32 protein-coding genes are annotated in these 21998 nt (G+C 42.1%); 31 read left to right on the top strand and 1 reads right to left on the bottom strand.

The genetic code is table 11. The annotated features are described in order from the left end of the window. The 11 genes from H515_RS0105950 to H515_RS0105905 all read left to right on the top strand — a co-directional run bounded on the left by H515_RS0105950 (position 1) and on the right by H515_RS0105905 (position 8110). Complete coding sequence (locus tag H515_RS0105950) at positions 1-957, top strand: hypothetical protein (RefSeq protein WP_025876382.1); 957 nt, start codon at positions 1-3, stop codon at positions 955-957. 2 nt (positions 958-959) lie between these two features. Further along, complete coding sequence (locus H515_RS13095; RefSeq protein ID WP_025876384.1) at positions 960-1466, top strand: single-stranded DNA-binding protein; 507 nt, start codon at positions 960-962, stop codon at positions 1464-1466. After that, positions 1466-1876: a NinB/YbcN family protein gene (locus H515_RS0105940; RefSeq protein WP_025876386.1), complete on the top strand. Its 411-nt coding sequence runs from the start codon at positions 1466-1468 to the stop codon at positions 1874-1876. The genes H515_RS13095 and H515_RS0105940 overlap by 1 nt, the downstream gene beginning before the upstream one ends. A 15-nt stretch (positions 1877-1891) precedes the next feature. Beyond that, positions 1892-2494 carry a hypothetical protein gene (locus H515_RS0105935; RefSeq protein ID WP_025876388.1) on the top strand — a complete coding sequence of 201 codons (603 nt, stop codon included), beginning with the start codon at positions 1892-1894 and terminating at the stop codon, positions 2492-2494. A gap of 6 nt (positions 2495-2500) precedes the next feature. Then, a complete protein-coding gene (locus H515_RS0105930) occupies positions 2501-4216 on the top strand; it encodes a DEAD/DEAH box helicase (protein WP_244870064.1) in 1716 nt (571 codons plus the stop codon). Positions 4217-4331: 115 nt separating this feature from the next. Further along, the gene (locus H515_RS0105925; RefSeq protein WP_025876390.1) at positions 4332-4685 is read left to right on the top strand and encodes a VRR-NUC domain-containing protein; all 354 of its coding nucleotides are present in this window, start codon (positions 4332-4334) and stop codon (positions 4683-4685) included. A 155-nt stretch (positions 4686-4840) separates the two neighbouring features. Beyond that, entirely contained in the window at positions 4841-5434 is a 594-nt protein-coding gene (locus tag H515_RS13755; RefSeq protein ID WP_154653657.1) for a hypothetical protein, read from the top strand. Then, complete coding sequence (locus H515_RS13085; protein ID WP_051274689.1) at positions 5412-5945, top strand: DUF6633 family protein; 534 nt, start codon at positions 5412-5414, stop codon at positions 5943-5945. Before H515_RS13755 ends, H515_RS13085 begins: the two co-directional genes overlap by 23 nt. Beyond that, entirely contained in the window at positions 5942-6622 is a 681-nt protein-coding gene (locus H515_RS13750; protein ID WP_025876396.1) for a Cas9 inhibitor AcrIIA9 family protein, read from the top strand. Before H515_RS13085 ends, H515_RS13750 begins: the two co-directional genes overlap by 4 nt. After that, positions 6622-6795, top strand: a complete 174-nt coding sequence (locus H515_RS14500) for a hypothetical protein (RefSeq protein ID WP_154653656.1) — start codon at positions 6622-6624, stop codon at positions 6793-6795. The genes H515_RS13750 and H515_RS14500 overlap by 1 nt, the downstream gene beginning before the upstream one ends. Continuing rightward, positions 6749-8110 carry a PcfJ domain-containing protein gene (locus tag H515_RS0105905; protein ID WP_025876397.1) on the top strand — a complete coding sequence of 454 codons (1362 nt, stop codon included), beginning with the start codon at positions 6749-6751 and terminating at the stop codon, positions 8108-8110. The genes H515_RS14500 and H515_RS0105905 overlap by 47 nt, the downstream gene beginning before the upstream one ends. A gap of 216 nt (positions 8111-8326) precedes the next feature. Here the strand turns inward: H515_RS0105905 and H515_RS13075 are convergent, their stop codons facing one another. After that, positions 8327-8644 carry a helix-turn-helix domain-containing protein gene (locus H515_RS13075; RefSeq protein WP_025876399.1) on the bottom strand — a complete coding sequence of 106 codons (318 nt, stop codon included), beginning with the start codon at positions 8642-8644 and terminating at the stop codon, positions 8327-8329. A 228-nt stretch (positions 8645-8872) separates the two neighbouring features. Between H515_RS13075 and H515_RS14820 the strand changes: the two genes are divergently transcribed. The 20 genes from H515_RS14820 (at position 8873) to H515_RS0105790 (ending at position 21990) form a co-directional block, all read left to right on the top strand. After that, positions 8873-9040 carry a hypothetical protein gene (locus tag H515_RS14820; protein WP_169719587.1) on the top strand — a complete coding sequence of 56 codons (168 nt, stop codon included), beginning with the start codon at positions 8873-8875 and terminating at the stop codon, positions 9038-9040. Between the two features lie 25 nt (positions 9041-9065). Beyond that, the gene (locus tag H515_RS0105890; RefSeq protein ID WP_025876401.1) at positions 9066-9326 is read left to right on the top strand and encodes a hypothetical protein; all 261 of its coding nucleotides are present in this window, start codon (positions 9066-9068) and stop codon (positions 9324-9326) included. 84 nt (positions 9327-9410) lie between these two features. Further along, positions 9411-9824 carry a hypothetical protein gene (locus H515_RS0105885; RefSeq protein ID WP_036890767.1) on the top strand — a complete coding sequence of 138 codons (414 nt, stop codon included), beginning with the start codon at positions 9411-9413 and terminating at the stop codon, positions 9822-9824. A 5-nt stretch (positions 9825-9829) separates the two neighbouring features. Continuing rightward, positions 9830-10525 (top strand): hypothetical protein, encoded by a 696-nt coding sequence (locus tag H515_RS0105880; RefSeq protein WP_028901704.1) that lies wholly within the window; start codon positions 9830-9832, stop codon positions 10523-10525. Positions 10526-10658: 133 nt separating this feature from the next. Beyond that, a complete protein-coding gene (locus tag H515_RS0105870; RefSeq protein ID WP_025876407.1) occupies positions 10659-11531 on the top strand; it encodes a phosphoadenosine phosphosulfate reductase family protein in 873 nt (290 codons plus the stop codon). Positions 11532-11563: 32 nt separating this feature from the next. Beyond that, positions 11564-12151, top strand: coding sequence for a hypothetical protein (locus H515_RS15045; protein ID WP_025876409.1), 588 nt, complete (start codon positions 11564-11566; stop codon positions 12149-12151). 19 nt (positions 12152-12170) lie between these two features. Continuing rightward, the gene (locus tag H515_RS0105860; RefSeq protein ID WP_028901703.1) at positions 12171-12542 is read left to right on the top strand and encodes a YopX family protein; all 372 of its coding nucleotides are present in this window, start codon (positions 12171-12173) and stop codon (positions 12540-12542) included. A gap of 2 nt (positions 12543-12544) precedes the next feature. After that, on the top strand, positions 12545-12895 hold the full coding sequence (locus H515_RS0105855) for a hypothetical protein (RefSeq protein ID WP_154653655.1): 351 nt from the start codon (positions 12545-12547) through the stop codon (positions 12893-12895). 4 nt (positions 12896-12899) lie between these two features. Then, positions 12900-13199, top strand: a complete 300-nt coding sequence (locus H515_RS0105850) for a hypothetical protein (RefSeq protein WP_025876413.1) — start codon at positions 12900-12902, stop codon at positions 13197-13199. Continuing rightward, positions 13196-13501, top strand: coding sequence for a hypothetical protein (locus tag H515_RS13070; protein WP_025876415.1), 306 nt, complete (start codon positions 13196-13198; stop codon positions 13499-13501). The genes H515_RS0105850 and H515_RS13070 overlap by 4 nt, the downstream gene beginning before the upstream one ends. After that, positions 13498-14109 (top strand): hypothetical protein, encoded by a 612-nt coding sequence (locus H515_RS0105835; protein WP_025876417.1) that lies wholly within the window; start codon positions 13498-13500, stop codon positions 14107-14109. The genes H515_RS13070 and H515_RS0105835 overlap by 4 nt, the downstream gene beginning before the upstream one ends. Before the next feature lie 212 nt (positions 14110-14321). Continuing rightward, positions 14322-14969, top strand: coding sequence for a ParB N-terminal domain-containing protein (locus H515_RS14940; RefSeq protein WP_025876419.1), 648 nt, complete (start codon positions 14322-14324; stop codon positions 14967-14969). After that, the gene (locus tag H515_RS13060) at positions 14948-15748 is read left to right on the top strand and encodes a Mom family adenine methylcarbamoylation protein (RefSeq protein ID WP_025876422.1); all 801 of its coding nucleotides are present in this window, start codon (positions 14948-14950) and stop codon (positions 15746-15748) included. Before H515_RS14940 ends, H515_RS13060 begins: the two co-directional genes overlap by 22 nt. Beyond that, entirely contained in the window at positions 15733-16155 is a 423-nt protein-coding gene (locus tag H515_RS13740) for a KGG domain-containing protein (protein WP_025876424.1), read from the top strand. The genes H515_RS13060 and H515_RS13740 overlap by 16 nt, the downstream gene beginning before the upstream one ends. Continuing rightward, the gene (locus tag H515_RS0105815; RefSeq protein ID WP_025876426.1) at positions 16152-17336 is read left to right on the top strand and encodes a PBSX family phage terminase large subunit; all 1185 of its coding nucleotides are present in this window, start codon (positions 16152-16154) and stop codon (positions 17334-17336) included. Before H515_RS13740 ends, H515_RS0105815 begins: the two co-directional genes overlap by 4 nt. Positions 17337-17338: 2 nt before the next feature. After that, the gene (locus H515_RS0105810) at positions 17339-17887 is read left to right on the top strand and encodes a hypothetical protein (RefSeq protein WP_028901702.1); all 549 of its coding nucleotides are present in this window, start codon (positions 17339-17341) and stop codon (positions 17885-17887) included. Then, positions 17871-18296 (top strand): hypothetical protein, encoded by a 426-nt coding sequence (locus tag H515_RS0105805; protein ID WP_028901701.1) that lies wholly within the window; start codon positions 17871-17873, stop codon positions 18294-18296. Before H515_RS0105810 ends, H515_RS0105805 begins: the two co-directional genes overlap by 17 nt. After that, positions 18293-18802, top strand: a complete 510-nt coding sequence (locus tag H515_RS0105800) for a hypothetical protein (RefSeq protein WP_025876431.1) — start codon at positions 18293-18295, stop codon at positions 18800-18802. Before H515_RS0105805 ends, H515_RS0105800 begins: the two co-directional genes overlap by 4 nt. Further along, entirely contained in the window at positions 18799-19902 is a 1104-nt protein-coding gene (locus tag H515_RS0105795; RefSeq protein ID WP_028901699.1) for a hypothetical protein, read from the top strand. The genes H515_RS0105800 and H515_RS0105795 overlap by 4 nt, the downstream gene beginning before the upstream one ends. A 3-nt stretch (positions 19903-19905) precedes the next feature. Further along, on the top strand, positions 19906-21990 hold the full coding sequence (locus H515_RS0105790) for a hypothetical protein (RefSeq protein WP_025876438.1): 2085 nt from the start codon (positions 19906-19908) through the stop codon (positions 21988-21990). Positions 21991-21998 lie beyond the last annotated feature (8 nt).

Genomic DNA, 21998 nt, shown 5'->3' with positions numbered 1-21998 from the left:
ATGAAAAAGAAGATAGAATTAAAGAAAAGCCCTGTCATCTTTGATGAAGGTAAGCATACGTACACTTTAGATGGTGTACGATTGAGTGGTGTAACAGCGATTGTCAAGTGGATGTTCCCAGATACCTATAAGGACATTCCGCAGTCTGTATTGGAGAAAGCAGCCGAGCATGGTTCACTAATTCATAAGAAGTGCGAGCAATACGATAATTGCGGCTTTGGTGATGATTTACCAGAGGTAAAGGAGTATTTAAAACTAAAGAAAGAAAACGGGCTTACAACGGCTGAAAACGAGTATCTCGTAGATGATGGAAAGAATATAGCTTCGAGTATTGATATTGTCTTCGATGAAGACGAGAAAGGCTGCTATCCGTTAGCAGATATTAAGACTACAAGCAAAATACACAAAAACAACGTATCGTTGCAGTTGTCTATTTACGCTTATCTGTTTGAGAAGTGTAATAAAGGCAAGAAGGCTGGACGATTGTTCGTTGTGTGGCTGCCAAAAGAACAGTACGGAAAGGCGGAACTGATGGAGCTTAACCGTATCAGTGCAACTGATTGCAAGAAGATTGTTAAGGCATATCTCGCAAAGGAAGATTCAGCACCATACAGGGAGAAGTATTTCGGAGCTAAAGAGACTTCTACAGAATTAGAGCCTATCGAGGAGGCTTTACCAGCCACGCTGAAGGATGCCGAGGATGAGATAATCAAAATCGAAACCCAGCTAAAGCAGATGGAAGAGAGAAAGAAAGAGCTGAAAGAAGGCTTATATAACCTCATGGTAGAGCACAACGTAAAGAAGTGGCAAAGCGAACGAATACAGATAGTTCGTAAGCTGGATAGCACACGAGAGAGTATAGATACGGCAAAAGTAAAAAAGAACTACCCAGAGATATATGAAGAGTGCAAGAAGATTTCGGCAATCAAAGGAAGTTTAACGATTAAAGTATTATAAAGATGAGAACGAAGAATGCTGTGAGCCTTATCGGTATGGTCGGTAAGGATGCGGAAGTGAAACAGACGAATGGTGTGTCGTATGCTCGGTTTTCACTTGCTACCTCGACAGGTGGTTATAAGAGGCAGAACGGCACGGAAGTACCCGAGAAAACGCAATGGCATAATATTGTGGCTTGGCGTAATCTGTCTGACTTTGCAGGAAAGTATATCAAGAAGGGCATGAAGGTAGCCGTAGATGGAATGATTACCTACGGAGAATATACTAACCAGCAAGGACAAAAGGTAAATACGGTTGAGATACTGGCTAACGATATCGTGTTGATGTCTATGCCACAGGCAACACCTGTACAGCCACAGGCAGCCCCTGTACAGCAGTCTTTTGCTACTGGTGGGTATCAACAAGCAGCGCAGCCTGTTCAGCAGCCACAGGCGCAGAATAACACCAAGCAGGGAGGATATCAAGAGCCGTTCCCTCCAACCGTGGGGTCTGACGGACTTCCGTTCTGATGAAACAGGTAACGATAAAGAAAGAAGATGGTCAGGTTCGTGTAGATACGAACTTGGACTATCTTTTTTCAACGTTGCGAAACGGTGTGTACACGCTGACTATAAAGAGGGCAAGCGAGAAAAGAACAGTCGCACAAAACGATTTAATGTGGATGTGGTTCGCTTGCATTGAAGGAGAAACAGGGACGGCAAAAGAAGATGTGTATAACCATTATTGCAAGAAGTTCTTATCGAAGCCAGACCCAATGGGTGAAGGCTTTATAAATGACACAAGTAGTAGATTAAACACAAAGCAAATGACTGACTTCATGATGAAGATACAAGCCGATGCAGCGAGTGAGTTGGGTATAACGCTACCAGTGCCGGATGATAGGTATTTCGAGGCTTTTTATCAGCAATATAATGTCTAATTAAAATTAAAGAAAATGGACTTTAAGAAAATTCAATTAACAAAGCAAAACACCCTGAATGTGGTGTATTCGAATTGTGATGGTGATACTATCACGATGGAAGGTGCTAACATTGTGCATCGTGACTTTAAGGAAGCGATTAAAAACCTTGTTCCTCATCTGGCTATGCTTACAGAGCAGAGAGAGGCATATAACAACACGTTGGAGGAACTGGAGGAGCAAAGAGACTGGGAGGAAAAGAGTATATTCACGAGAATGTCTGTTACATCTGTAACGTTCAATGCTGATGAGGTGGTCGTGTCCGGTACACGTGTGTTGGACCGAGGCGATGTTATCAACCTTAATGCGCCGAAAGTTTCCACGGTAGATGATGAGAACTACGAATATCTATCGGAGTTATCTCTGGCTGTTGACAACTTGAAGTATGAGGCAGAGCAGTATGTAACCGAGCGCAAATGGGGCTTGAAGCAAGGAGAGCTGAATTTCGATGAGGCTGGCGATCCGTTTGCAGGTGTTGAGGCTGGTGCTATTCCTTCTGTGTCCGTGGAAATGGAGACTAAGGAGGTAGCAAGCAGTGGGAAAAAGAAAGGTCGTAAGAAGAAAGTAGAAGCTGCGTAAAGAGTTATGATACGTCCAAATGTAATGACGTTTACCTTAACTCCTAACTGCTACAAGGTGGAATTTAATTACCACCCCCTACTTGTAGCCTGTGTGAAGAGAATACCATCAGCTCGTTATAGGGCTGATGGTAAATTTTGGGAGGTCTCGCCTTACGATGAGAACTACCTAAAGTTAATGGCTGATTGGGCGGTACAGAGGCATCTGTGTGGTTCTGTGCGGTGGCTATCTGATGAAGAGCCAGTAGAGAGCTACGAAGTGCTGGAAATGCCAAAACTGGAAGTGCCTCATAATATGATACTGGAGCCGTACGAGTACCAGAAGGATGGCATCGCCTACGCACTGGAGAAGAAGCGGTGTATAATGGGAGACGAGCCTGGACTGGGAAAGACGGCACAGGCTATTGGAACGATGACAGCCTCCGGGGCATGGCCAGCTTTGGTTATCTGCCCAGCGTCACTGAAAGTAAACTGGCAGCGAGAGTTTAAGAAGTTTGGAGGTGTTCAGGCTATTATACTAAGTGATGCCAACAGGAATACATGGCAACAGTTCTGGAAGGTGACAAACCAAAAAGGCGAGCCATTGGCAAAGGTATTCATAACGAATTATGAGAGCTTAAAGAAGTATTTTGTCAAGAGGATTAAAAGCCAGCAACGATTTACGCTGAAGAGTGTAGAATTTGACGAGCGTATCAATCTCTTTAGGTCTGTGATTATTGATGAGAGCCACAAATGCAAGTCGAGTAAGACACAGCAAAGCAAATTCGTGCAGGGTATTGCTAAAGGCAAAGAGTTCGTACTGGAGTTGACAGGTACACCTGTAGTGAACAACAATACCGATCTTATCCAGCAACTTAATATTATGGAGCGTTTGGAGGACTTCGGAGGATATACGAAGTATAAGGAAAGATATTGCGCTGGTGAAAATCAATCGAGCCACCTAAAGGAACTTAACTACTACTTAAATAAGTTCTGTTTCTTTAGGCGACAAAAGAAGGACGTTTTGAAGTGGCTACCCGATAAGACGCGTTCGTATCTGGTCGTTGATATAGAGAATAGGAAGGAATACAACGAGGCAAAAAGGGATGTTATCCAGTATCTGCGAGAGTTCAAGAAAGCTGATGATGATAAGATACAGAGAGCTATCCGAGGGGCTGTCATGGTGAAGATGGGTATATTAAAGCAAATATCTGCAAAGGGAAAGATTAAGGCTGCTATAGATATCATTCACAACACTATTGATGGAGGCGAGAAACTGATAGTATTTTGTTTTCTGAAGCAGGTCGTTGCAGAGCTCAAAGAAGAGTTCCCGAAGGCTGTAACAGTTACCGGCGATGATGATGATAGAGCTAAGCAGCGTAGTGTGGATGCCTTTCAACAAGCCCCAGCTACGAAACTAATTATCCTAAACTATAGGAGCGGTGGAACTGGTCTAACGCTTACGGCAGCCTCTAACGTGTTGTTTATCGAGTTTCCTTGGACTTATTCAGATTGTTGCCAAGCGGAGGACAGAGCGCACAGAAACGGGCAAAAGAACGCTGTAACGTGTACTTATCTGCTGGGCAAGGAAACGATAGATGAGTATATGTACCAGTTAATACAGACGAAGAAAGATATTGCTAACGGAGTGACTGGTACGATTGATAATGTCGAAGAAAAGAAGGTAAACACACAGCAAATGCTGCTGGATGCAGCCTTCGAGATGTTCAAAGGAGAATACTAATTATGAGATATATAGATGAAGAAGAGAAACTGGCTACCATTATAGTAGGTTTGGGCTGTGCTGTAATGTTAGGCATTATAACTGGTGTATTAATGTGTTTAATATGTGGTGTATTATGAAGCCATTAACGGAGAGCCAAATCCAAAAGCAGTGTGTAGAGTGGTTCAGAAAGACTTATCCGAGCATCGAACCACTATTCTTTGCCGTGCCGAATGGTGGAGCTCGTAACGCTTGGACTGCGAAGATAATGCGTGATGAGGGTGTGCGAGCTGGTGTGGCCGACCTCATCTTGCAAGTCCCGATAGGTGGTTATGCATCGCTTGCTATCGAAATGAAAACCCCAGTCGGTAAGCAGTCGCAAAGCCAGAAGGCTTATGAGAAGTTGGCAAAGATGATGAAAAACAAATATGTGGTTTGTCGTTCGCTGGAGGAGTTTAAGAAAGCAGTACGAGATTACATTAACAAGTAGTAAAGATGAATTATATTAGTTTGATAAATAATTTTTGGCTTCTTAGTGAAGAGCATGATTTCCGCCCCATAGACATTGCGCTCTACTTTTATTTGTTGAAAGTGGCGAACGGTCTATTGTGGAAGCCATCCTTCCGTAGAAACAACCGAGAAATTATGGAGAAATTTAATATTAGCAGCCGTCATACTTTTAATGATGCCAGAAATAGATTGAAAAATGCAGGTCTGATTGATTATAAAACCTACAATGGGAAGAGGTATTCGACCTACAAAATCATTAACACCTGTGCAAAAAATGCACAGGTTACTGCACAGGTTACTGCACAGGTTACTGCACAGGTTGATGCACAGGTTACTGCACAGCCTTATAATAATAAAACTAAAACAAAAACTAAAACAAAAGAATATATAAGAAACCCCCACCCCACGAAAACGGAATTGCCCCTAAAAGTGGAAACGCAAAAAAAGCAGAAGGCAGAGGTTTCATCTCCGAGCATGGAGGAAGTTATAGCAATTTGTGCTGGCAAGGGTATGAGTGTAGAAGATGCAAAAAACTTTTTCTACTACTACGACGCTCAAGGGTGGGTAACTACTGGAGGACAAAAGATACGGCGCATCGATAGCATGGTTAATCGGTGGCAGACAAATGGAAAGGGAAAAGAATATGATAGAGTCAATAACACAAATAGTTCAAAGAGAGAGGCACGAAATAGGGAGGTCATCGAGGATGTCATGTCTCGCTATAAGTAAGAGCAAAGAAGAGGCAAGGGAGCTGCTGGAAAGGTTTAACCCCTCTGTACAGCATAAGTGTTATGCGCACCCTGAAAGGTGCGTAAGTGGAAGCGCACCCACTCTGGCTGTTGTAGGCAGAGACTATGGCGAGCAGGTCGCTGTGGACTGGCTTACCATCGAACTGAACGACTATCAGAACTTTATCGGGGTGAAGGAAGAGAACAAGGCTACGCTGGATGTGGTCTGTGAGTTGTCAAGGATGATATTAGGTCGCTACTACTACTTGAAGTTGTCCGAGTTGATGTTATTCTTTCAGAAAATGAAATACGGTGACTACGGGGAAATGTACGGGTGTGTTGATGCTGTGCGCATACTAAGGGCACTACGTTCCTTCGTGTCAGATAGAAATGTTATCATTGATAGGCTGGAACAGGCAGAGCGTGAGAAGAAACTGGAAGAGGAAAGAAAGAACGCTATAAGCTATGAAGAATATATCAAGAGGAAGAAACGTAAAATATCTGGTCTATGATATACTTTGTTGTGGTCTATTACAAGATAAATGACCTTTCGATTATCAGGAAGATACAAGAGCGCTTTGGGTTTCCTAAGTGTATGACCGTAAACGGCGAGTGGCAGGTGATAGTTGAAGGTAAAGACTGGCCACTCCTTCAGGAGACCGAGGAACGAGGTTTTATAGAAATTCGTAACAAATCAATAAGAAGTATGAAAGCAACAGAATTATTTATTAAGCGCATCGAGGACTATCTGAAAAAGGAAGCCGATGCAGATCAGGAATTTGCCAAGAAGATGCAGGAGCAGCCAGAGAAAACGCCAGAGGCTGTTTGTAATTATATCCTTTCAGAGGTGAGCAAGGCAAAGCAAAGTGGCTGGGCTGATGAAGAGATTTACGGAATGGCAAAGCATTTCATAGATGAGGCAGAGCTGAAAGACCCGGGAAGCGGGGCAAATAGTGTCTCTCGTGTAGTTGTAGATACTCATGTGGACTTGACCGAAGAACAGAAGCAGGAAGCTATGGCGAAGGCACAGAAGAGCTTTGAGCGGAAACTGGAAGATGAACACAAGAGAAAGCAAGAGGAGCAGAGAGAACGAGACAGAAAGGCTAAAGAGAAGAGGCTGCAAGCTGCTAAAGAGAAGCACGAGAAGGAAGCATCTTTGATGGGAGATTTATTCGGAGGGCAATACTGATGGAAGATAAATACTGGGGGCTGTGTGAGAGCTGCAAGAACTCTGTAGATACCGGTCCGACAATCGAGTGTGGTCTTAATCTATTGTATTGTAATAATCATTACGAGCCTATGGAGGAGCTGGACGATGAAAGCAAGAACAAAGGAACAGAAGAAGATATTATCCCTTTCTAAGAAATTGAAGCCTATTAGTGAGAGTGCCAAGGAGTATGCATATAAGCACTGTTTTCCTAATGTAGGCTTGTACTGGAAGCGTGGTGAGGTATGGTGTCAATGCTGTGGGCATCGCTCGCACCTCAATGCGTCGGAGCTGGGCGTGGTTGTTGGTGTTTATGATAACTATGTATGCCCGGAGTGCGGAGGGAAGTTGAAATTAGAATACTACAGGGGCAAGCAGACAAATGTCTCTCGATACTTCACTCTATTTCAAACCTATAAGGAGTACCAAGTTATCCGCACCTTTGAGATAAACCGAGATAATGGAGGCTGTAAGCATACCCATTACGGATGTGTTGAGCTATGGCAAAACTGGATAAGTGAAGTAGGAAAGGAAACCATAATCGGCAGGGATTATATGAGAAGTATGTATCATTTCAGATGGGTTTATAATAGTGAAATGAACATCAAACAACATAACGGAGGTTGTTCTGGATATATCTCTTATGAAGATATTTTCGATATTACAGGTAATATGTTCTATTGTCGTGGTGGAGTAACCAAGCTATTAAAGAGAAATGGCTGGTCGATGGATATTCTGAAAGAGAAGGAAATAGAGGTTATTCCATTGATGAAGTCATTAATCAAGATGGACGATCCATTTGTAGAAGAGCTGGTAAAGCATAAGCAATATGGTATATTAGGCTTTTGGCAGCACGCTGGTGGTCCATTGAAAGACCGCACAAGGTGGCAGCACGCAGTCCGTATCTGTGAGAGAAATAAGTATATCGTAAATGATGGTAGCCTTTATATGGATTATCTGGAACTGCTACAGTATTTCCACCTTGACACACACAATGCAAAGTACGTATGTCCTGGCAATCTAAGGAAAGAACACGACAGGCTGTTGAATAGAAAGAATAAGATAGAAGCAAAAAAGAAGCTGGAGGAGGACATGAAAAAAGCAAGAGAGTTTGAAGAGCAGTATCGAGAACGCATGCAAGCCTTCTTTGGGTTGTCGTTTGGTTCTGAAGATATTCGGATCTCACCACTGAAGAGTGTTGAAGAGTTTGCCGAGGAGGGGCTGGCTATGCATCACTGTGTATATGCTATGGGCTACTATGATGGTGAGAGGCATCCAGATAGTCTGATTATGTCCGCAAGGGATAAGGAAGGTAATAGATTGGAGACGATAGAGGTAAACACAAAATCATGGAAGATAATACAGTCAAGAGGTGTGTGTAACCAGAATTCGCCCCGCCACGAGGACATCGTAAGGTTGATAACTTACTATATGCCTTTACTAAGGAAAACGGCTTATACGGCAAAATAAAAGAAAATAAGATGTAAGATGCCATTATTATTTTAACTTATAAAATATTGGCCAGAGGCTGTTTGTAATGATATCCTTTTGGAGGTTAGTAAGTCAAATCGTAGTGGCTGGGCTGACGAAGAGATTTACGGAATGGCAAAGCACTTGGCGATGCGGCGGTATATGGCAATGAGGAGGATTTGAGAACGAATAGTACCCGTTACCCCACAAGTGCAACTATTTTTCTGATTTTTTCAACTCCACAACTATTTTTTCCAGTTCATCCAACGAAGTAACCTCTCTCAACTCACCGTAGCATCTGACGATGGCGAGGAAGTCATTACGATTTACCATATCCTCCGAGGGAGGGAAAAAGAAATCATTAACCTTACATCCAACAGAATCTGCAATTTTGAGTAACGTCTTCATTGATATGCTTTCTGGTGAATTGATTTGCCTATAAAATGAAGGTAAAGATTTATATCCAATTCTTTCTGCAACTTGTTGTAATTGCAAGCCTTTAGCCTTTATGACCTCTTTAATATATATATCCATATTCTAATATGTTAGATTTATTGCAAAGATAACAAAGGTTTTATAATATATCATATATAAGATATATTTATTAACAACATTTAATTTAACTATCAAAAATTTGTCATATTCTTAAAATATCTAAATATTGATATGTTTTTGCGGTATTTACTTGTTTGTATCAAATTTATGATATATATTTGCATTGTGATTTAGAAACAAAGTTGAACAATTAAAAACATTGCAATCATGAAAGTTATAGATTTCAAAAACAGAAAATTAGACCTTGACGGTGCATTATTCATTCATGGTGAAAAAGACTATTCAGCATGCACAGCAACAGTAAGCAGCAGAAAATTTAAGACACTCAAAGGCACGATACAGTGGCTAAACAAGAGGGGTTATACAGAAGCATAAGTAAAACAATTAAACACATAAAATTATGAAAGCATTTAGGTTATTCGCAGAGGTTACGAGAAACGGTCTTGACAACACCATGATGACAGAGTACAGGCACAGCAGCGAGAGAACACTGCAAGACTACTTTGGCAAAGAATATTCAGTTACAGGCAAGTGCCTTGAAGACGGCGAAGAGTTGCTTGCTATATGGTCTGACAAAGACGGTAACGCACTTATCAAAGGCATAGCAGACGTGATTCTTAGTAATGGCAAAGACAAAATCTATCTGTACTGCATAGAGTAGTTGAATAATAGAAGTTGAACCTTAAAATTATACGATTATGACAACGACAGGAAAAAACACATTGAGAGACGTAATGAACCTTGCGTGGCACTTTGGTGTCTTAATAACGGTGAAGAGTTGCTCGCCGTATGGTCTGACGAAGACGGAATAACGAGGAGGGCAAATACAAAGTTGGGAACGCTGACATTTACAAACAATCAAAACTTCATGAACACAATAGATTTTACAGAGAAAGAAGAGAAGCAGCGCAGCAACATCGCCATGAGCGGCATCTGTCTGCTGCGGAGCATCCGACACATGGCACTGGCGATAGCCGACCTTGCCGTATGGTGTCACGAGAGAGTTATCAAACGTTATCCGCTGATTGTGGTAACGGTGGTAATCATTGCGTCCATACTCGTGAGCATGGTGCAGATTGGCAAGGCACGTGCCGAGAGAGACAGTCTGGCGGAGAAACTGTATGCCGCCAATCAGAGAATAGAGAAGATAGGGAGGTAATGACTATGGAAAAGAAAAAAATCAAGAACGAGACCGAATTGTTAGAAATGTTTACGGATGGTGACGGGGTTAGAGCATTTACGTATGTTCCATTCCTCCATCCAACCTACAATGAGGTTTGGGCAACAGAAGGCCATGTGATAATCAGAATCAGCCCCGACAGGCTTAACGGACACTACGAGTCTGTCAAGGGATGTGAAGAACTAAAACTACCCAAAGCATTAAAACCATGCCATTTATCTTGTACATATAAGGCTATCAGACAGGCGTTAGATGAGTGTCCGTTAGTAGATGAAGTAGTAACGGAAGAACACGAAGAAGAATGCAAGGAATGCGGTGGTTTTGGCGAGGTAGAATGGGAATATACAGATGATAACTTACATACGCATTACCACGATTTCGATTGCCCGAAGTGTGGTGGCGATGGCGTGACAATGAGTAAGAAAGAGATACACACTGGCAAGAAAGTTCACGACAAAAATGCTATCGTAAAAATTGGGAATTCATTTTTTAGATGGTATTATCTTGACATTGTGGCAAATGCTTTGGCGCATATCGGAGCTGACGTGATAAGCGTTACGGCTAACGACCCTATGGGTATGACAGAGTTTGAATTTGAAGGCATCAAGATTGGGCTGATGAGCTATTATTGTAAGGAGGGTGAAGGATACAACGCAGAAGTTGAATTAAAGGGAAATTGAGATAAAGTATGAACAATCAACTTAAACATATAACAAAAATGGGAAAGAAATACATTCAATTTGGACGATGCTCCATCCCATGGCACGAGGGCTTCACGCAAGCGGAAATGTTTAACTTAATAGATATAAATAAATGAAAATATTAGTACAATTCAGTGGTGGAAAGGATAGTCAGGCGTGTTTGATTAAAGCTGTCAAGGATTATGGAAAAGATAAAGTAACTGCTGTATTCTGTGACACTGGATGGGAAAATGCAGACACTTACAATCATATTAATGATGTTGTGATAAAACTCGGTGTTCCACTTGTTACATTAAAAAGCAAGAAATACAATAATTTCGTTGATATGAGTGTCAAAAGAGGGCGTTTCCCCTCAACAATGGCTCGGTTTTGCACTTCCGAACTGAAAGTTATACCAATGATAGATTATATACTTTCACAGGATGAAAGTTTCATCATCATTCAAGGTATTAGAGCAAAAGAGAGCAAGGCGCGTTCACGGTATAATGTTGAATGCTCATATTTTAAGGAATATTTTAATGATGAGGTAAAAGGTCTATACCATAAGAAAGCTGTTCTTGAGTGGTGCAAGAAACATGATGCGAGCGTATTGCGCCCTATATTTAGATGGTCGGCACAAGATGTTATAGACTACATACTTTCCAATGGTCAGCGTCCAAATCCTTTATACGAACGTGGGTTTTCGAGAGTAGGCTGTTTTCCGTGTATTATGTGCAGAAAGCGTGAAGTACAGCTCATATCCAAAGACGAGTGGGCAAGCAAACGCCTAATTGATGCGGAAGGTAGGATGAAAACCGAGACTACCAGAGGGTCTTCTTTCTTTTCGCCAGGCTATATCCCAAAGCGTTTTTGTGCCAACGGAAGTTACCCAACAGTAGAAGAAGTATTTAGATATGTGAATAGAAACGATGCACAGCTGGATTTATTTGAGCAAGAAGAAGAAGGATATTCGTGCATGAGTATTTATCACGGATTATGTGAATAATAATAATTAATTGACAGAATAATATAACAACAATGGAAAAGAAATACAGACTATTGGAGAATGACACTATCACGGTAGGTAATAGAACTTTGCACGGAATAGAAGCGTTGCGAGACTTCGCAGACGTGAGGAAAGGCGACAGGGGCGGTTATATAGAGAGAGAGGATAACCTATCTCATGACGGTAATTGTTGGGTATCTGGCAATGCTTGTGTATCTGGCAATGCTTGTGTATCTGGCAAAGCTCGTGTATTTGACAATGCTCGTGTATTTGACAATGCTCGTGTATTTGACAATGCTCGTGTATATGACGATGCTTGGGTAGCTGACAATGCTCGTGTATCTGGCAAAGCTCGTGTATATGGCTACGCAGAGGTGTATGGCGATGCAGAGGTACGCTCCACAAGAGATTACGCGGTTTTAAAAAATATATGGTCGAGCGGTCGTTACTTCACATACACACGCTCAAACAGAATGTGGAAGGTAGGCTGCCTCTACGGAACGGGCGAGGAACTGATTAAGAAAGCATATCAAGACAGCGAGGTGAGCGGAAGAGAGTACAAGCGAGTGGTGGAATATGTGGAAGCCATGTACGCTGACTTGGAGAAGGACAAGGAATAAGGACAAAAAAGCAAATATAATGAAAAAACGAGAGATACTGTTCCGTGGGTGGAACAAGAAGAACAAAAAGTGGCTGTACGGCTACTACTTAGTGAATCGTGGCGAGCATTTCATTGCGCCCGATGAGTTTGTGAACCCTTTGGCATCATACGAGGACTATGTGGTAGAAGCTGACAGCGTGGGTCAGTACACTGGGCTGAAAGATGCGAACGGGGTGAAGATATTTGAGGGGGACATCATAAAAAGCGATGCCTACCAACATGTTATACAATACAATGATAAGGAAACACGATTTGAAGCTGTAATGAAAGATATTCACTGCAGCGTATGGCAACAATGGATAGATGCGTTTGAAAAGGTTGTAGTAGGTAACGTGTTTAATTATCAATGACAATGACAAAAGAACAATACAACATCCTCGCAGCAGAACTGGAAAAGCGAGGCTACAAGAAGTACATTCAATCATCCTACCTTGGTGAGGATTGGGGATTTTTTAAGTCTCCCCAAAAAGACAAATCGGACAATTCTTTTTTTCAGATTGAGTTCGCAGTGCATGATTATGAGGACTTCGAGAAAATATTTTCCGATGGTGATGCCTTTTCCGTTAATGTCTATATTATAACCTCTCCTATTTCTGATGGAAAGAGAGATTTAATTTTGGGATATGATGGTCAGCCCATCGACGATATAGAGAGGATAGCGGCATCATTCTACGAGTGGTGCGAGAATAATTTTAAAAAATAATACTATGAAATTAAAAGATACTAAAGCATTTGTTGATTATATAGATAATCTTCCAAATTTGGAATGGTCAGAAAAGGACCGTTATATTGAAGATTTTGGAGAATTTGAACATATTTTTTGTGAAGAATCTTTCTCCAAAACATCATTTGGTGATTATTCTATTAGATATTTCTATTATGATAAATCTTATTCTCTTTGTTTTAATGACGAAAAGTTGTCCGATAATTTCAAAACAATAGATGAAGCTAAGAAAGAAGCCAACGATGATTATAAGAATAGAATTAAAATGGCATTAAAATTATGAAAGCAAAAATTAAAAGCACAGGGGAAATTATAACAATCGTTGCCATATCAACTGAAAATAAGAACATGCAATGTTATGGTAATGACGGAATTATGCGAACTGAACCTTTTTGTGTAGATGATTTGTTGATAATTCCAGAATATACCATTGACTGGGAGCAACGCAGATACGAGATTGCAAAAGGTATAATATCAAAAGCATTTAACCAATATGTAAAAAGTATGAGTGCTGAAGATTTCACAGACATTTGTTTACAGTGGGCAGACGCACTTATCGAAGAATTAAAAAAGACAGACAAATGAAGAAGATAATGTTTAACGACAAGTTCCTGCTCACCAAAGCGGTGCTAAATGGAACGAAGACAATGACAAGACGGTTACTGAAAGTGCCTAAAACTTGTAATGGTAAAGAAGTGTATAGTTTCAATATACTTACTAACAATGCAGGTACACAATGTGTGGATTTGGTTGATGAAGATGGAGGTGTATTAGGCAGCTGGAAACCACATTATGAAGTTGGTGAAGTTGTAGCAATCGCGCAAAGCTACAAAGAAGTTTACCCTAATGCTGACTTTGAAATGGTTGGTGATGGTTTTATGAAAGAAAGCTCAGGCTGGACGAATAAAATGTTCGTGAAAGCAGACTTAATGCCCCACCATATCATAATTACAGATGTAAAGGTCGAGCGCTTGCAGGACATAACAAAAGAAGACTGCTTGAAAGAGGGCGTGTGGCAATTTTGTTACGATACAGATTTGTTTTATGTTTCCAAGGACATAGGATATGCCGGCACCGTGGCCTTTCCAAGCTCACACGAAGCCTTTTGGTATCTTATCAACAAAATCTGCGGCAAAGACACTTGGGAGCGCAACCCATGGGTGGAGGCGTACACCTTTACAACGGTCGATTAAGTAGAAGAATTAAAAAAGACGAGTGACGAAAACTGCGTATTAAATAGACGTTCTTAACCGTAGAGATAACTTACGTTTCCTTGTTGCTTTCTTGTGGGGGTGTTATCGTGATGATAGCACCCCCATTTTTCTGTTGTCAAATCGTGAGAGTTATAAATAAATTCATTATCTTTGTAGCGTTAATACTTTGTTTTTATAAAGATTTTGTTTATATGGCTGAAAAGATAACGGAAACCAATATCGACTCCTTACAACAAGACGATAAGAATTTTAACAAGGGAACGAAGAAGGGTCGTAAGCTAATTGATAAATCGATTAGGAAATTTGGCGCAGGGCGTTCTATTTTGTTGGATAAGAATAATCGTATCATTGCTGGTAACAAGACGCAGGAGCTGGCACGAGAGGCGGGAATAAAGAAAGTTATCGTCATTGATGCCAAGCCCGACGAGCTGGTGGCTGTGCGCAGGGGCGATGTTGACTTGGACAGCGAGAAAGGTCGAGAAATGGCTTTGGCTGACAATGCCACGGGGGCGGCAAACTTAGACTGGGATGATGAGGCTTTGGCGAGGGCGCAAGAAGAGATAGGGCAATCCGTAGAGGAATGGGGAGTTGAGCTGCCTTTTTTTGGTGACGAAACAAAAGTAAGTCCTGATGATTATGGCGATAGTTTTTCGTTGCCAGATGGCGGAAAGGGAAATGTTGAAACAATGTCATTCACACTATCAAGCGAACAGGCGAAATTTATCAAGGAGCAAATAAAAGTTTCACAATATGACGATGCCGACACTTTTGGGAATACCAACAAGAACGGCAACGCCTTATATGCAATAGTAAAGCAATGGGCAGATGTAAGGAAATAATTATCAAGGTCATTCCTCCGAAGATAGCAAACGAGTTTGTAAGGAAGCATCATTATTCGGGCAAGGTCGTTCATAACTCGCAACTGCATTTCGGTGCTTTTCTTGATGGCAGACTTCACGGAGTACTTCAATATGGCCCATCAATGGACAAACGCAAGGTCATGGGGCTTGTTGAGGGTACGGAGTGGAATGGTTTTATCGAATTGAACCGAATGGCGTTTGATGATTACTTGCCACGAAATAGTGAAAGCTATTGCATTGGCAAGACTTTGCGAATGATGCGCAAACAAACACCGCAAATCAAGTGGGTTATTTCATTTGCGGACGGTTGTCAGTGTGGCGATGGTACTATTTACCGTGCAAGTAATTTCGTGCTTACAGGAATAACGAAAAATAAAACGATACTTGAGTTTCCGTCTGGCGATAGGATTGCCGCTCTGACTTTTGAAAACAACCCAAACTGCGACCAGATACGAAAGCAATGTGAATACCTGCACATTCCAGTTCAGTACCGCACACGTAACGAATGGATAAAACTCGGTGCAAAGTACGTTGAAGGCTATCAACTTCGGTACATCTACTTCTTAGACCCGAAATATAGGCAACGCCTTACCGTCTCAGAAATTCCGTTTAGCGAAATAGACGCCATCGGAGCTGGAATGTATAAGGGAAAGAACGTACTGCGGTCAGATCGCCATCAAATCAAGAATGAAGCACAGAAAGAGCGTGAAAGCAGCTCGGCACCGAAGATATTACAGGAGAAATGGAAGAAGAGATGAACAAGGAGTTTGAAAAACGCATGGGCCGCCTAACCACGGAGGAAGCACGTGAGATAGGAAAGAAAGGAGGAAAGGCATCAGTAAAGGCACGGAGAGAGAAAAAGAAGCTGCGAGAACTGGTGGAGACGTTCGGGGAATTGCCAGCACCAGAGAAGGTAAGAAGGGTTATGAAGGAGCTTGGTGTATCGGAAAATGATATGCGGACGAATAATATGGCTGTTGTTGTAGGATTGTTTCAAAAGGCAATCAAGGGCGATGTATTTGCCTTCAATGCTATTAGAGATATTAGGGGCGAGAAGCCTATAGATGAAACAAAACTAACTGGGAGTATGGACAACCGTATAGAGATAGGCTTTGTTGAAACAGACGCAGAGCCAGTGAGTGAAGAAAGCGAGGTCGATGTATGATAATGCCATTTAAGGTCATTGGTCCGTTATTCAGGGCTAATGTGGATAAGGCTGCAAGGGTGTATATAAATCAGGGGGGCACATCCTCTGGAAAAACATACACGATAATGCAGGTACTTATCTATGTGGCTCTTCAGGAGGCTGGGAGCATAACCACGGTAGTAGGTCAAGACTTGCCGAACTTGAAGGTAGGTGCGCTTCGTGATGCTAAGACGATATTAGCTGGTTCGGACTGGCTGGCTGGTTACTTTGATATGCACGAGAGCGAGCACTACCTTCGATGTAAGAATGGCTCTATTATAGAATTTAAGAGTTATAAGGATGAGCAGGACGCGAAAAACGGTAAGCGTGATTATTTATTTGTGAACGAAGCAAACGGAATACCATACGAGATATACTGGCAGCTGGCTATTCGTACTCGTAGGAAGATATGGATAGACTACAATCCTTCGGAGCGGTTCTGGGTGCACAATGAAGTAAAGGGGCGTAAAGGTGTGAAGCTGATTATATCAGACCACAGAGGCAATCCCTTCCTATCTAAGGAGGAACATGAACGCATCGAGGGTATAGAGGACGTGGAACTCTGGAAGGTGTACGCACGTGGTTTGACGGGTAAGCTATCTGGTGTTATCTTTCCCAACTTTCGTATTGTGGATAGTCTGCCAGAGCGTGCAAGCTGGAAGATACAAGGGTATGGGCTGGACTTCGGGTTTACGAACGACCCGACGGCTTTGGTACACTGTATTATTGCTCATGGGGAGTTGTGGACCGACCTCGCAATATATGAGACTGGGCTAACAAACCCAATGATAGCAGAGAATGCAAAAGAAGCTGGATTGACGAAGGCAGATCAGATAATAGCTGACAGTGCAGAGCCTAAGAGTATAGCGGAGCTTCGTAATGCTGGATTGTGGGTAATACCAACGGTCAAGGGAGGAGATAGCATCACGGTGGGTATTGACATACTGCATCGCTATAAATGGAACGTCACACGGCGTTCAATAGGCATGATTGAGGAATTACAAAGCTACAAGTGGAAAAAGGACAGAGACGGGAAGAAAACGAACACACCCGTTGATAAGTTCAATCACGCTATAGATGCCACGAGGTACTTTGCCCTGATGAGGCTTAACGTTAAAAGGGTTGGAGGACCAAAGGCACACGTTATAAATCTTGATTAGATATGGGAGAGGAAGAGACATTCAAACATTGGATAGTGGTAGCCACATTTAGTAAGGATATTGAAAGGCTGGAGCTGGAGAAATGCACCCGGCCTTTGAAGGTTGGAAAGATACACACCCCTTCCAATCTCGATGATATGACTATAGGGCAAATGGTGCAGATGAGCGACTGCAAGACTGGTGCGCAGCTCTTCTATGGCGTGTGCAAGGTGCTGTTGGAAATGGAAGCAAAGGAGGTTGACAAATGTTCCGCTGCGGAGGTAGTTCGCTTTGTTGGGTGGGTACTTGGCAAGGTTAAGATTATTAACGAGCTGTTCGATAAAGCAAAGAACAAACCGAGCGATGAAGAGATAAGGGCTGGTATCAATCAATTAAAGTTTGGCATCTTTGGTCTGATTGACTGGTATGCACTACGAATGGGTATTACAGACCACGAAGAGGTAACCAATGTGCCATGGGGTCGTGTATATAAGTGTCTGGATATGGACACGAGGACAAACGAATATAAAAAGAAACTTCAAAAGGTATATGAAGATGAGCATAGAAAGTAAGATACGAGAGATAGCGAAAGAGAAGTTCCCATCGTTTAGTTATGTGTTTGAGGACTGGAACGGAGCAGCGGAGCAGATAGATAGGGTTTCCCTTCCTGCTATTATGTGCATCCTTCCTGTAGGTGGTTACTTGAAGTTTAGCCGAGGGATGGTAAAGGACTGCGAGGACTGCATGCTCGCCTTTGTTGATAAGGTTTCCCGTGATGCTAACGGGGAGGATAACGAGCGGGTGTATAGCTCTATGAAGGAGACGGCAGCCAGCTTCATTAAGGCTTTGAATGAAAGCCACTATTTCGAGCCTATAGATGGGAATGTGAAGTACACTACGATACTGGAGAGCGCAAGCGCATATTTTACGGGTGTGTTTGTAGAGCTTACACTGAAAGAGTTGCAGGGGGCTTGCTTATGATGAAGGGTGCAGTAAGTGTTATCCTGACCGAGGAACTGGAGGCGCTGAAAAAGAAAATCATAACACAACACTTTGGTGCTGGACAAAAAGCCAGTGGAAGGACAGCTGCAAGTCTAAGGGTAGAAGCTACAGAGGACGAGGGGACGTTATATGGTCGTAGTCCATTTGGCACTCTGGAGACTGGTAGAAAGCCGGGGAAAACACCGCAAGGCTTTCAGAAGATTATTCGAAAGTGGATGGCTGATAAGGGTATCGAGGCAGCGCCTATCCCCTACAAGACTGATAGACAACATAAATACACGCCACAAGAGAGGGGCAATTTATCTCTTTCTTTTCTGATAGCAAGGAAGATTAAACGAGAAGGTACGAGTCTATTTCGTAAGGGTGGCAGGGCTGATATATACTCGAATGTAATACCAGCAGCTACAGAGAGGATAAAGAGCCGTGTCGTAGAACTCCTTAAACTGGATGTAGAGAATATCAAACTTAATAATGTCGAAGTATGAGAGAAGTAACGAAAAATGGGGTTACGCTGGTGTACCCTGATGAAATAGGTTTTGCCTTCAATCCATGTTTGCTGATTGCATCCGGTGATAAGCTGGCGAAGATGTCAATAGTCATAAGCTCTGGAAAGAGAAAGGAAACGATATGGCTGGAGGCTATGGCTGGCAGGTGCTATGCTGATGTAAGGGAGTATATACAGACTTTCTTTGACATAATGGTATTTAGCGTAGTGGACTACGAGCGAGAAGGTAAAACAGAAATGGGCAAAAGAGTATCGTTTACTATTATTGGGACAAAGGAAGATGATGCTAACACGGTGGTTTCGTTTTCATTTGAAGTGTTCTATATCTGGGGAGCGTTGAAGGTAGGAGGACAGGAAGTCTATAATAGTTATCGTACCCTTACTTGGTTTCGTGGATTCCCGTTTACAGTAGGTGTGTATGCTGCTGGGGGTGGTTCTATTATGTTCAGCAAGGATGGTGTGGCTGATAGGTTCGTTAATTTACCTGAGCAGGGGGTGTGGAATATCCCGATGAAGAGCACGGACGATGCAAAGAGATATTACTTGTTGAGCGATTGTACAGGTGCATTTGTCGAGGTTACATTTGATAGTACCTTCGATATGACCTTCCGGTATAGTAATGTAGGTTCTAAGACGGAAAAGATACGCATTAACATTGTGGACGATTACGATGAAGGGTACTATCTTCGTTGGATAAATCGGCATGGGTTCTACTGCTACTATCTTTTTAAGTCTGGTGATGAGGCTCGGAAGGTGACGAGTGATGGCGCATTTATGCGCAACAATCTTTTATCTTATGATATGAATTACGGATATCAAGGCTATACGGGTAGGCAGCAGAGAATGAACAGAGAAGACACGATACCAGTATGTGCACCATTGGTTGATAGTGATACGTGGGATATGCTCTTCGATATAGCTACCAGTCCTTGCGTAGATTTGTTTGCAGGCTATCAAGAAGGCGCAGCGAAGTGGTTGCCTGTTACTATCGTTTCAGGCTCTTACACAAAAGCAAAAGAGGTACTACAAGACTTTGTTTGCAGCATTGTGATGCCTGATGTACCCATACAAAAGTTATAGGATATGAATGACGAAAGGTTATATATAGATGGCGAGTTAGTGGATATTGACGATAAAACAAAAATCACGATGGATATTAAGAGTAATCTTTTTCGTGATGTGTCGCAAATAGCCTCTAATAGTACCTATACGGTGAAGCTGCCGAAGACGGTAAGAAACCAAATGATATTGAAGCATACGGACATGGTTCAGGCAAGGGATAATTACCCCTACTTGATGCACACGGCACGTTATTTTCGTAATGGTGTAGAGATAATCAAGAATGGAAGGTTAACGATACTACAGGTTACCGATACGGCTATAGAAGTGTGTATCGTCTGGGGGTTATTCTCACAATTTAGCAGCCTAATAAGTAAAGGGACGGCACTCAACGAATTGAAGAGTAATGATAAGATACTCTACAATCTTGCTAATGAGGTTAATCGGTTCGAGGATGTAAAAGAAAAGCCATACTTCTATGCAGGTTATAATGTATGGAGATATGAGAACGAGGAAGATTTAACGTGGCGGACTGGTTTATCTATGGTTTCGCCAGGAGGAAGACGAGACGGAGATAAAAAGACATGGTTTGAATACAGGATGTCATTTGGTGGTCAAAGAGACCCTAATAGGAAAGGTTTGCCACTCCTTCACCCTGTTGTACGTGTTCCTTTTGTGCTTTCACTCATCAAGTCACAGATGGGTGTAGATTTTCGTTTCCACGAAGAGGCGCAGGAATATATTAATACCCTTGTGTTACCTCTAATCAATCGTAAGGCAAACGAGTTAACATCTGAAGGGGCTTTTAATGGTACTTTTGACCCTATGAGCAGGCAGCAGGGGCGGATGACACTGAATGTAACAGGAACGAGTAGTGTAATTGGAGAGCAAAGTGGAAGCAGGGTAACTGCTATTACCGTAACTACTGATGCTACGTTGATATTCGATATATCTGCTGAATGGTCTTTCGAGCTTGGAGGAAGTATAAAGCCTGTCGGTACTGCTAACCACTGTGGAGGCGGAGAGAATGATAGGTACAATTTCAGAAGCGGATGTGTGTTAAGAATGACAATAACGAAAGGAGAGCAGCAGGAGGTTTACGATATGGGAGAGAAGCGAGATGTCTTTTCTGTTGTAGTTCCAAAGGGTTATAGGGGTGAATGTCGATTTAACAATACTGGTTATGGAAAGATAGAAGTAGTAAAAGGAAGTACCATTACATTTGACTGGGTGGATGCTACAAACTTTCCTAACATGAAAGTATTAGAAGGAACTATTAAGGCTACGATATCTAAGGGAGAGAACGTTCCAGACGGTGGTTTCTTTCCTATTGCTTATAACCTACCAAAGATAAAGGTTATCGACTTTGTGAAGTTTCTAACAGCTATTACAGGCTCTTTCCCATTACAGATAACAGAAGATGGTATCGTTAGGCTTGCACCGCTATCTAAGATATGGAAGCGTAGAGATGAGGCAGTAGATTGGACGAATAAGATTATTGCACCTACAAGCGAGAATAAGCCTTCTGAACTCAATTATAAGGTTGAGAACTATGGGCAGCATAACCGCTATAAGTGGAAAGCTGATGACACGGTAAAAGGTCATTATGATGGCGATCTGAAAATAAACAACGAAACCCTTGATGTCGAGAAAGTAATGTACGAATTCCCGTTTGCTGCTACTGATGGAAATTCAGTGCCTATGTACAAGGTAGAATTCGATATAAGCACAAAGGATGGTTCTGCGTTTGGAGATAAGAGAGGAGATGGAAAAAAAGACGAGATAGAAAAAACAAAAGAGCCTTCTTATACGGCATGTAAGGACAGAATATTAAGGCTGCGTGCGGATGGAGAAGGGTTAGCGGTAGCTTACTTCGATATCAACATGCAGGATATTCTGGATGATAAGTATAAGGATGTAGCACGTACCCTACAGCAACCAAAGGTAATTAAGGAGAAGGTATTAATGCGAGATATAGAGCTGCTTAATTTCGACGAAACAATACCTGTGTATCTTGCGCAGTACGGGGCTTACTTTGCGGTGACAGAAATAAGGTCTTCAAGTAATGGTATTGCAGAGGTAACGATGTTACAATTAGTGTTTGAGTAAATGATAAA

This window comes from Prevotella corporis DSM 18810 = JCM 8529 (assembly GCF_000430525.1).
In the GTDB taxonomy this organism is placed as follows: Bacteria; Bacteroidota; Bacteroidia; order Bacteroidales; family Bacteroidaceae; genus Prevotella; species Prevotella corporis.
This window is presented reverse-complemented; position numbering and strand designations above follow the sequence as displayed.